The 10,754-nt window shown below is 35.2% G+C and carries 10 protein-coding genes; 7 read left to right on the top strand and 3 right to left on the bottom strand.

Features of this window, described 5'->3' with window-relative positions; genetic code table 11:
• The coding region (locus tag CBF37_RS11725) for a hypothetical protein (protein WP_206168061.1) at window positions 1-403 on the bottom strand (403 nt) is incomplete at its 3' end.
• A gap of 176 nt (window positions 404-579) precedes the next feature.
• On the opposite strand from CBF37_RS11725, the gene CBF37_RS09245 reads away from it, so the two are divergent.
• Window positions 580-1,734, top strand: a complete 1,155-nt coding sequence (locus tag CBF37_RS09245; protein WP_125984464.1) for a cysteine desulfurase family protein — start codon at window positions 580-582, stop codon at window positions 1,732-1,734.
• A 9-nt stretch (window positions 1,735-1,743) separates the two neighbouring features.
• Window positions 1,744-2,961 carry a tRNA uracil 4-sulfurtransferase ThiI gene (gene thiI, locus CBF37_RS09240; RefSeq protein WP_125984463.1) on the top strand — a complete coding sequence of 406 codons (1,218 nt, stop codon included), beginning with the start codon at window positions 1,744-1,746 and terminating at the stop codon, window positions 2,959-2,961.
• Window positions 2,962-3,034: 73 nt separating this feature from the next.
• On the opposite strand, the gene CBF37_RS09235 is transcribed toward thiI, so the two are convergent.
• Together CBF37_RS09235 and CBF37_RS09230 are read right to left on the bottom strand one after the other, a co-directional pair.
• Window positions 3,035-3,523 carry a phosphatidylglycerophosphatase A family protein gene (locus tag CBF37_RS09235; protein ID WP_125984462.1) on the bottom strand — a complete coding sequence of 163 codons (489 nt, stop codon included), beginning with the start codon at window positions 3,521-3,523 and terminating at the stop codon, window positions 3,035-3,037.
• Window positions 3,524-3,544: 21 nt separating this feature from the next.
• Entirely contained in the window at window positions 3,545-4,549 is a 1,005-nt protein-coding gene (locus CBF37_RS09230) for an NAD(P)/FAD-dependent oxidoreductase (protein ID WP_125984461.1), read from the bottom strand.
• A 175-nt stretch (window positions 4,550-4,724) separates the two neighbouring features.
• Between CBF37_RS09230 and CBF37_RS09225 the strand changes: the two genes are divergently transcribed.
• The 5 genes from CBF37_RS09225 (at window position 4,725) to tpx (ending at window position 10,433) form a co-directional block, all read left to right on the top strand.
• Window positions 4,725-5,375 carry a TetR/AcrR family transcriptional regulator gene (locus CBF37_RS09225; protein WP_125984460.1) on the top strand — a complete coding sequence of 217 codons (651 nt, stop codon included), beginning with the start codon at window positions 4,725-4,727 and terminating at the stop codon, window positions 5,373-5,375.
• A gap of 2 nt (window positions 5,376-5,377) precedes the next feature.
• The gene (locus CBF37_RS09220; protein WP_125984459.1) at window positions 5,378-7,096 is read left to right on the top strand and encodes an ABC transporter ATP-binding protein; all 1,719 of its coding nucleotides are present in this window, start codon (window positions 5,378-5,380) and stop codon (window positions 7,094-7,096) included.
• Window positions 7,093-8,934, top strand: a complete 1,842-nt coding sequence (locus CBF37_RS09215) for an ABC transporter ATP-binding protein (RefSeq protein ID WP_125984458.1) — start codon at window positions 7,093-7,095, stop codon at window positions 8,932-8,934. Before CBF37_RS09220 ends, CBF37_RS09215 begins: the two co-directional genes overlap by 4 nt.
• A gap of 279 nt (window positions 8,935-9,213) precedes the next feature.
• Window positions 9,214-9,879: a redox-sensing transcriptional repressor Rex gene (locus CBF37_RS09210; protein WP_125984457.1), complete on the top strand. Its 666-nt coding sequence runs from the start codon at window positions 9,214-9,216 to the stop codon at window positions 9,877-9,879.
• Between the two features lie 71 nt (window positions 9,880-9,950).
• Window positions 9,951-10,433, top strand: a complete 483-nt coding sequence (gene tpx / locus CBF37_RS09205) for a thiol peroxidase (protein WP_125984456.1) — start codon at window positions 9,951-9,953, stop codon at window positions 10,431-10,433.
• Window positions 10,434-10,754: the final 321 nt, after the last annotated feature.

The raw sequence follows: 10,754 nt of genomic DNA, 5'->3' as shown, positions 1-10,754 counted from the left end.
CTTTTAGGATCAGCGAGTGAATGTGGTGCATAAGGGAGACTTTTTCAGTGAGCCTTTTAGGCTCAGGCCGGCAATAGAGGCTTTCAGCCGAAGAACAAACCTCCAGTTCACACTGGAGGTTTTGATTGTGATTGGTTAATTCATCTTGCTCTGTAAAAATATATTCATAAAACATATTAGTTAATGTACTTGATTGACAATTAATTGAAAATTCTTGTATGAAGTGAGGATAAGACAAGAGTGCCAAAGAGTCTTCGGAAATCTTCATTAACAGCGGCTGTGGGTCATTAAAAGTTTGCGGCACCGGTATCACAGCTAAATAACCGTCATCATTTTGAAGCAATTGGATATTGTCGTTATTAGATTTTAAAGTCCAGTTGTGAATTAATTTCTTTTGGAACATTGCATCACTATTTTTTATAAATTGTACTTTAAAAAAATCTGAGCGAATAGATTGAAATAAAATAAATTAGGATTATAATGATTTCTTCGGTATAATTGTATGGATAATAAAGTTGCTGCGTTAAATGTGTGAGAGTATAATGAATTGACGATATTTTAAGAAAAGAGTGAATAATAGTGATTTATTTTGATAATAGTGCCACAACTAAAATTGATGCTAGCGTATTAGATACGTATATGAAGACAAGCCAACGCTTTATCGGAAATCCATCAAGTTTGCATCGTCTAGGAGAACAATCGCATGTGCTCTTGGAAAAAGCACGACTACAAGTTGCGGATTCATTAAGCGTGTCACCTGAAGAAATATATTTTACAAGCGGTGGTACTGAAGGTAACAATTGGGTAATCAAAGGAACTGCAATGGAAAAAGGTTCTTTTGGAAAACATATGATAGTCTCTTCCGTTGAACACGGCTCTGTTAAGAAAACAGCTCAGCAATTAGAAAAATTCGGTTTTGATATCAGTATCGCACCGGTTACTAAAGAAGGTGTGGTTGATGTTGAAGCATTGCGGGCATTAATACGCCCTGATACGATATTAGTTTCTATTATGGCAGTTAACAATGAGATGGGTGCGCGTCAACCGATTAAAGATATCAGTGAGATGTTGACAGAATTTCCATCGATTCATTTTCATGTTGATGCTGTACAAGCTATCGGTAAAGTTCCTATTGACAGCTGGTTGACCGAACGTGTTAATTTTGCAACCTTTTCTGCTCATAAATTTCATGGACCTAAGGGCACAGGATTTATTTATTGGAAAAAAGGGACTAAGTTAACATCCTTACTAACTGGAGGCGGTCAAGAAAAAGGTCAGCGTAGCGGGACTGAAAATTTAGCAGGTATTGTGTCGATGTCACGTGCTGTCAGATTAGCAATGACTGACTTCTTAATGAAAGAAGAACATATGCGACGTCTTAAAGAATATGTTGCGGATTCTTTATCGATGTATCCGCAAGTGTCTATTTATTCAAATGCGGATAAGAATTTGTCTGCACCTCATATTGTCTGTTTTGGTATTCAGGGAATTAAGGGTGAGGTCTTGGTCCATGCACTGGAAGATAAAGAAATCTTTATTTCAACGACGAGTGCTTGTTCTAGTAAGAAAAAAAATAGTGGCGGTGGCACACTAAATGCCATGGGAATAAGTGGAGATAAGGCTGAAACGGCTGTTCGAATTAGTTTTGATGAAAAAAATACAATGAGTGAAGTGGAACAATTTTTAATTGTATTTAAACAAATGTTAGGTAAATTTTCAAAAATTTCAAAATAAGGAGTAACTATGGATTATACAGAAATAATGGTTCGCTACGGTGAATTATCAACTAAAGGTAAAAATCGGAGATTGTTTATTAGTCAGTTGTCGCATAATGTTAAAAAAAGTCTGCATGAATTTACAAATGTTAAAATCAGAGCTGATCGTGATCGGATGCATTTGATTTTGAATGGTGCAGATAGTCAGCAAGTAATGGAACAGCTGCGTCCTATCTTTGGCATTCAGAGTTTTTCACCTGTTATTCGTGTGAAGAAATCACCAGAAGTCATTCAAGAAACAGCTTTAGAAATGGTAAGTGAAATATGGAAACCTGGAATGACGTTTAAAGTCCAAAGCCGGCGTTCTGATAAAGCGTTTGTTTGGGATAGTAATGATATGAATCGTGAGGTCGGTTCAGCTATTTATAATGGCATCGAGGGTATCGAAGTAAAAATGATACAACCTGATATTCGAATGGAAGTTGAAGTAAGACAAGAAGCAGCTTATCTATCTTGTCTTACTGTACAGGGGCCTGGAGGTTTGCCAGTGGGATCTAGCGGTCGCGGCATGTTAATGCTGTCAGGCGGAATTGATTCTCCTGTTGCAGGCTACTTAGCAATGAAACGCGGGGTAGAAATAGAAGCTGTTCATTTTTACAGCCCGCCTTATACCAGTGAGCAGTCATTGCATAAAGCTCAGCAGTTGGCAGTTAAATTAACACCCTATGTCGGAAGCATTCAATTTATTACCGTACCATTTGCAGAAATCCAAGAAGAAATTAAACGCTGCACACCATCGGGATATTGGATGACCATTACTCGTCGCTTTATGTTGCGTTTATCAGACCGGATTCGTGAACAACGGGGTGGTTTAGCTATTATTAATGGAGAGTCGTTAGGTCAAGTAGCGTCTCAAACAATGCAAAGTATGGCGGCAATTAATGACGTGACAACCACCCCTATTATTCGCCCAGTTATAACTATGGATAAGAGTGAAATTATTGAAATTGCTGAAAAGATAGATACGTTTGAATTGGCAATTCAACCATTTGAAGACTGTTGTACTGTTTTTGCACCACCAGAGCCCAAAACGAAACCCAAACTGGAAAAGGTAGTTCAATATGAAGAACGTTTAGATGTAGAGGCTTTAATAGAACGTTCTCTAGCCGGTCTTTCTATTCAAGAAATTAAGACAAATGATGTTTATTTAAACCAAAGCATCATCGAGATGGATGATTTATTATAAGCAAAAAAATAACCTTCAAACGTTAGATTATTTGACTATCGTTTGAAGGTTGTTTTATATTTGTTTCTGTTGTTTATTCTGGAATCGAGTGAGCAAGACGGCTGGCAGCAGCAGCAGCAATTGCACCAACGATATCATCTAAAAAAGTGTGCACCATTTCTGTGTTATGGTCATTTAATTTAGCGAGAATTCCTGGTTTAACTTTATCAATGTAGCCATAGTTAGTGAAACCGATTGAACCATAGACATTAACAATTCCTAAAGCTAAAATTTCATCTACACCGTAAAGACCGGCATCGTGTTCAAGCATCTCTTGTAAAGGAGCTACTAATTTTTTTTGTTCAGCTAAAACATCTAATTGGATACCTGTAATAATGGCGTTTTGAACTTCTCTTTTAGCTAAAACAGCCTCAATATTTTCCTTGCACCGGTCTAAGGTTAGACCGGGAACATAGCTTTCTTGAAGAAAATAAACTAAATCAGCGATGTCATCCATCGTAACACCGCGTTTTAAAAGCATATCTTTAGCACTTTGTTCTAATTCTTTCTTATTTAAAATCATTTTATTACCTTCTTTTTTAGATTATTTATCTGGTGATTGCTCATACAAACTTGTACTGTGCATTGGTTGAACTCGTTCTTTCGGATTAATGTAATGAATAGCATGATTGACTGCGATTGGAGCCTCACCAAAACCAGTAGCAATTAAGTCGACTTTACCTTGATAAAATGCGATATCACCTATAGCAAAAATACCTTCATGATTCGTTGACATATCAGAATTAACGATAATTGAGTTGCCTTTTAAATCTAGACCCCATTTTTTAATTGGACCTAATGAAGATGCAAAGCCATAGCTGACTATGATATGATCTGCCGGTAATGTTTCTTGTTCACCTTGTTTAGGATTTTCGATAGTGACTCCATTAAGTTTACCGGCTTCATGATGCAGTGTTTGGACAACATAGGGTGTTTTAAGCTTTACGGTTGATTGCTTGACTTGCTTCATACTGTATTCATGTGCACGAAACTGCGGTCGCCGATGGACAACAGTAACTGATTTAGCAATACCATCGAGCATCAGACTCCAATCTATGGCAGAATCGCCGCCGCCAAAGATAACAACATTTTTATCTTGGAACATTTGGCTGTCTTTAATATGATAGTGCAACTGCTTGTTTTCGAATAATTTGTGTCCATCAACGTTTAATCGTCTGGGCTGGAATGATCCGTTACCCGCAGCAATAATGATTGTTTTAGATAGATGACGCGCTTTGTTTGTTATCAATTCAAAACAACCGGATTCTAATTTATTAATTGACTCAACAGCCTCACCTAAGCAAATCGAGTGTTTGAATGGTGCGGCTTGTTCAATTAAAGAATCAACCAAGTCTTGGGCTTTGATGGTGGGAAACCCCGCGATATCGTAGATATACTTTTCTGGATAAAGTATAGCTAATTGTCCACCCAATTCAGGAAGAGTATCAATAATTTTTGTTTTTGCTTGACGCATACCTGCATAAAATGATGCAAACAAGCCGGCGGGTCCTCCACCGATAATTGTAATATCATAAACGTCTTGAGACATGTTAGTAAACTCCTTTAAAATTCATTTACATAAGCTAGTATACGTTAATTCGATTTAAAAATGAATTTTTTTTAATTATTTGAATAAAATCAATTGATATATGACATGTTGTCATATATAATGACGCTATGTCATAAAATGACGCTGTGTCATTTTTGGAAGGGAGGAAAAAATAATGCCGACAGGTACATTTTATCGATTAAATAAGGATAAACAAGCTGTCATTATTAAAGCTGCGAAAGATGAATTTTCGCGAGTACCATTTCATGACGCAGCTATTTCCAATATTGTCAAAAATTCTGGGATATCAAGAGGGAGTTTTTATCAGTATTTCGAAGATAAGGAAGATATTTTCTTTTACTGTTTAGTCATGTTGCGAGAGGAATCAGAATCGTATTATCTTAAGCTGATAGATGAAAAAAAAGGTGATTTTTTTGATGTTAATTTAACATTTTTTAATTACTTTGCTGAAGATATTTTAATGGGAAATAATTCAGCCTTTTATAAAAATATGTTTTTAAATATGGATTATAAATCATCAATGAAGATGTTCTCAACTGAAAAGAGACAAGAACAACAATCACGTAAACACCTTGTCTCGCATGAGATGTTGGCGGAAAAATTCGATACGTCCAAACTAAAAATAAATTCTGAAGAAGAACTAAAATCACTGTTTCAATTAGTTGTATCTATGATAATGCTGTCAATTAATCATGCTTTTAAAAAGATGGCAGCACATGAACCTTTTGATGTTGAAGAGACAAAGCATCAATTTGCATCACATTTACAGTGGCTTAGATACGGTGTAGAAAGGAAGAATGATTAAATATGATAAAAATGATGAAGCGTATGTCATATGTAGCAATTTTTTGGGCTTTGGTTTTTATTTGTGTTCAAGTCGCGTCTGATCTTTTCTTACCGACCTTGACTTCAAATATAATTGACAATGGCGTTAGCAAGGGTGATATAAATTATATCTGGAAAGTCGGATTTACGATGCTCGGTGTCTCTTTGATTGGGATTGTCGGTTCGATTATCAACACTTATATAGCTACTAGAGAATCTCAAAAACTTGGTAAAAATCTGCGTTCAGATATTTACCGAAAAGTAGAGTATGCATCCAATACAGAATTTGATAAGTTGGGAACCGCTTCTTTAATCACACGTACGACAAATGATGTGAATCAAATTCAAATGGTGAGCCAGTTATTTTTGAGAATTATGATAACAGCACCAATAACGTTAGTCGGGGCAAGCATTCTTGCATATCAGCGCGATCATAATTTAACAAAAATATTTTTGGTGATTGTCCCTTTAATTATTATTGTAGTCGGTGGAACAATGTATTTTGCCGTACCTTTGTTTAAGAGTATGCAAAAGAAAACAGACCGTTTAAATTTAGTTTTTAGAGAAGGATTGACTGGGGTACGGGTTATTCGGGCATTCAATCAATCTTCTTTTGAAGAAGAACGATTTGACGAAGCCAACCAAGATTATACAAAAACAGCGATCAAAGTTAACTTAATTTTATCCTTTTTAATTCCAGTTATTACGTTGATTATCAGCATAACAAACATTGCGATTATCTGGTTTGGCGGTCATGGAGTCGCTGCGGGTACGCTTGAAGTTGGAAATATGATGGCATTTATGACATATGCTATGCAAATATTGATGAGTTTCATGATGATGACAATGATCTTTATTTTTGTTCCCCGTGCACAAGTATCTGCATCCAGGATAAATGAAGTATTATCCATGGAAAATGATATTAAGGACAGCAATCATCCTTTAGAACCATCAAACAAAAGTGAATTGATTTTTGAAAAAGTTGATTTTCGCTATCAAGGTGCAGAAAACTTAGCATTGAAAGGAATTGATTTTAGCAGCAATGCGGGGGATATCGTTGCAGTTATTGGCGGAACGGGGTCAGGAAAATCTACTTTAATTAATATGATTCCGCGTTTTTATGATGCAGAAAAGGGCAGCGTTAGATTAAACCAAGTAGATGTAAAAGAACAAAAACAAAAGGAATTACGCCAACGAATCGGTTTTGTTCCTCAAAAAGCAACATTGTTTACTGGAACGATTCGTAGCAACATGCAGTATGGTAAAGAAGATGCGACAGAGGACGAGATTTGGACTGCTCTTACTATTGCACAAGCTAAAGACTTTGTTGAGGAGTTACCAGAAGGCTTAGACAGTGTTGTCGAACAAGGTGGAAATAATTTTTCTGGCGGTCAAAGGCAACGTTTATGTATTGCGCGGGCGTTGATAAAGCCCGCTGACGTATATGTGTTTGATGATTCTTTTTCAGCGTTAGATTTTAAAACTGATGCTGCATTGCGTCAGGCGTTAAGAAAAGAAGTAACGGATGCGGTTATCGTAATAGTAGCTCAGCGCATCAGTACAGTAGTTGATGCTGATACTATAATTGTTTTGGAAGATGGGGCCATGGTGGAAAAAGGAACACATCAAATGTTGAAAGAAAATAATGGTGTGTATCAGGCTATACTTGAATCTCAAATGAAGAAGGAGGAGATTAAATGAGACCAGGACATGGTTCAACAGGGCCTAAAAGTAAACCTAAAAATTTCTGGGGAACTACAAAACGCTTGTTCAGTTATATGTCGAGTAAAGTTTATTTAATCGCACTCGTCTTTATTTTAGCAATTGCTTCAACTGTTTTTCAAATTCAAACTCCTAAAATATTGGGGGAAGCAACGACAGAAATTTTTTCAGGTCTAATGAAAGCTAAAGGTATGATGCAAGAAGGAATAAAAGTTGGTAAAATACCGATTAATTTTGATAAAATTGCGCATATTTTAATTATTGTATTCTCACTTTATCTTGCTTCTACTATCTTTAGTTTTATTCAGCAATTTATTATGACTAAAGTCACACAAAAGACAGTCTATCAACTGCGTCGTGACATGAAAGACAAAATGAGTCGTCTGCCGATATCTTATTATGACACACATTCAAATGGTGACATTATGTCTCGGGCGATTAATGATATGGATAATATTGCAACTACACTTCAACAGAACGTAACACAATTTATTACTAGTATTGTGATGTTGGTCGGGATACTTTGGATGATGCTGACAATTAGCTGGAAATTAGCGTTAGTGGCAATAGCCACAGTTCCGTTGAGTCTTATCATTACGATGTTTATTGCACCTAAGTCACAAAAATATTTTGCAAAACAGCAAAAAAGTTTGGGCTTATTGAATAATCAGGTAGAGGAAACTTACGGTGCACACGCTGTTATTAAGAGTTTCAGTTATGAAGAAAATGATATAGCAGTATTTGAAAAGCAGAACTCAGATTTATATGAAGCGGGTTGGAAAGCTCAGTTTATCTCAAATATTATTATGCCTTTGATGAATTTTATTAAAAATATAGGATACGTTTTTGTTGCTATAATCGGAGGAATTCAAGTTGCTCAAGGGCGTATGCCGTTAGGTGATGTTCAGGCTTTTATGCAATATACTAACCAATTTGCACAGCCAATCAGCCAGCTAGCTAATATTGTCAATACTATACAAGCGACAATTGCTTCAGCAGAACGTGTTTTTGAAGTACTAGATGAACTGGAGATGACTGATGAAAAAGTTCAAGTCAGTCAGCATCCGAATACAGATAACATTATAGACTTTCAACACGTGGCCTTTGGTTATGAAGCAGATAAACTACTCATGGAAGATGTAACTGTATCCGTTGAGCAGGGACAAAAAGTTGCAATCGTTGGGCCTACCGGCGCAGGTAAAACAACCATGATTAACTTATTGGAACGTTTTTATGAAGTAAGTTCGGGTCATATCTTTTATAAAAACCAAGAAATACGTAATATGAGTCGTGAAAAATTAAGACAACAGTTCTCAATGGTTTTACAAGATACGTGGTTATTCACAGGAACTATTTTTGATAATATTAAATATGGCAATAAGAAAGCTTCGAATGAAGATATATATACAGCAGCCAAAGCAGCTCACGTGGATGAATTTGTACGTAGGTTACCAGAAGGATACGACACAATTTTAAACGAAGAGGCTTCTAATATCTCTCAAGGACAGCGTCAGTTGATAACTATAGCTCGAGCATTTTTAGCAGATCCTGAGATATTAATCCTAGATGAAGCGACTTCAAGTGTTGATACGCGAACAGAAGTATTAATTCAACACGCAATGGATCAGCTCTTGAAAAATCGAACCAGTTTCGTAGTTGCTCATAGATTATCGACAATAAGAGATGCTGATAAAATTTTAGTTATGGATAAAGGAAACATTGTTGAGTCTGGGAATCATGATTCTCTAATGGAAAAAGCAGGTTTCTACGCTGACTTATATAATAGTCAATTTTCAGGAAATCCAATTATTGAATAATAAGATGAAGACTTAGTTGATTAATAAAAATAACTAAGTCTTTTTTCTTTCAAAAACGATATTGTTTAAATGCTCAATAACCGGTAAAATAATAATTGTGTAAGCGGTTTGAACAAAAATAAAATAGCCTTTTGACAATCTTGCATTTTAATTAAAATTTTCTAATATTTTCTGACTCTTTGTGAATACTTTATTAGCTTGTTTCACAAAGTAATTGAAATATCATGAAATTCATGCTAGACTAATGTGAAAAGTGTAACAAAAAGGAGGATAAAAAAAGTGGAGTCAACAAAAAAGCCTAAGTCGATACCTAAAGCAACAGCGAAAAGAATACCACTCTATTTTCGTTACTTAAAAACGTTAGACCAAAGTGGTGTAAAACGAATTAAATCAAAAGAATTCAGCCAAATGATTCAGATACCTTCTGCGACAATTCGACGTGATTTTTCACATTTCGGTGAACTTGGTCGCAGTGGTTACGGTTATGATGTACCATATCTAATTGAGGTCTTTAGTCAGATTCTAAATACAGACATTGAAAAACGAATTGCTCTGATTGGGGTAGGAAACTTAGGGCGTGCCCTAATTAAAAATAATTTCAGAAAAAATCGCAATTTAAATATTGTTGCAGCATTTGATGCAAATCCTGAAATTATCGGTGAAACAATTAATGGCGTGACAACATATTCAATGGAAGATATTGAAGCAATAGTAAAAAAAGAAGGCATTACAACGGCGATTATGACGGTACCAAGTGATAAAGCTCAAATTGTTATTGATCAATTAGTTGAATCAGGTGTGACGGCGGTTTTAAACTTTGCTCCTAGACGACTAAAAGTCCCACACCATGTTCAAGTTCAGTATATCGATTTGACGACTGAACTTCAAACGTTAATTTATTATGATGAAAATTATAATGATGCTGATTTACAATTATTAAATTAATAGGCAGTTTTTTTGTCAGCACTTCGCGTTTATTATACAATCAAGATATAATAAATGAGAGGTGTTTTTTTATGGAGATCAAATTAAAAGGCGAAACAGTATTACTTGAAGGAAATCAACCAAAGGTTGGAGATCAAGCACCTGATTTTAGTTTAAAAGACCTAGGTGATAATAATGTGTCATTATCAAATTTATCAGATAAACCTGTTTTAATCAGTGTTGTCCCAGATATTGATACCAGTATTTGTCAGATTCAAACGAAGCGATTTAATCAAGAAGCAGCAAAATTAACAGGGGTTCATTTCTTAACAATCTCAAATAACACTAAGGAGCAGCAAGCTGATTGGTGCGGTGCTGAAGGCGTTACTATGACAATGCTTCGGGATAGTGATTTAGATTTTGCTAAAAAATATGGAGTATATATTCCCAAAATTGATAAATTAGCTAGAGCAATTTTTATTGTTGATGTTAGTGGGAAAATTGCCTACGAAGAAATTGTTTCAGAAGTTGCTTCAGAACCAGATTTTAAATCAGCTTTGTCCGTATTAAATTAATCAATAAGAATTAATTACGAAAGCCTTCGCGTTAGTGACGGCTTTTTTTGTGCAACAATGATTTTAAAAATCTTTGAAAAGGCATATAAAAAACTATTTTAATATTTTATAAATTCTTTTTTATATTGTAAAAAACGCAGGTTATAATAGTATTTATTTTTGTGTTCAGTATAATAAATGACATAAAATGAAAGGTTAATGAATATGAAATTAATGTTTTTAAAAAAGAATTAGTTTTAGAGGGTCAGCAAATTCTAGCAGGGTGGAAAGCAAAGGGCTTTACTTTGTTAAACTAACAAGATGAAATGATTGCTTTGTCAC

The organism is Vagococcus vulneris (assembly GCF_003950515.1).
Classification (GTDB): Bacteria; Bacillota; Bacilli; order Lactobacillales; family Vagococcaceae; genus Vagococcus; species Vagococcus vulneris.
This window is presented reverse-complemented; position numbering and strand designations above follow the sequence as displayed.

Coding starts and splice junctions, on each gene's coding strand:
- thiI (WP_125984463.1), top strand. CDS start 1,744: ATGGATTATACAGAAATAATGGTTCGCTACGGTGAATTATCAACTAAA.
- CBF37_RS09235 (WP_125984462.1), bottom strand. CDS start 3,523: ATGATTTTAAATAAGAAAGAATTAGAACAAAGTGCTAAAGATATGCTT.
- CBF37_RS09230 (WP_125984461.1), bottom strand. CDS start 4,549: ATGTCTCAAGACGTTTATGATATTACAATTATCGGTGGAGGACCCGCC.
- CBF37_RS09225 (WP_125984460.1), top strand. CDS start 4,725: ATGCCGACAGGTACATTTTATCGATTAAATAAGGATAAACAAGCTGTC.
- CBF37_RS09220 (WP_125984459.1), top strand. CDS start 5,378: ATGATAAAAATGATGAAGCGTATGTCATATGTAGCAATTTTTTGGGCT.
- CBF37_RS09215 (WP_125984458.1), top strand. CDS start 7,093: ATGAGACCAGGACATGGTTCAACAGGGCCTAAAAGTAAACCTAAAAAT.
- tpx (WP_125984456.1), top strand. CDS start 9,951: ATGGAGATCAAATTAAAAGGCGAAACAGTATTACTTGAAGGAAATCAA.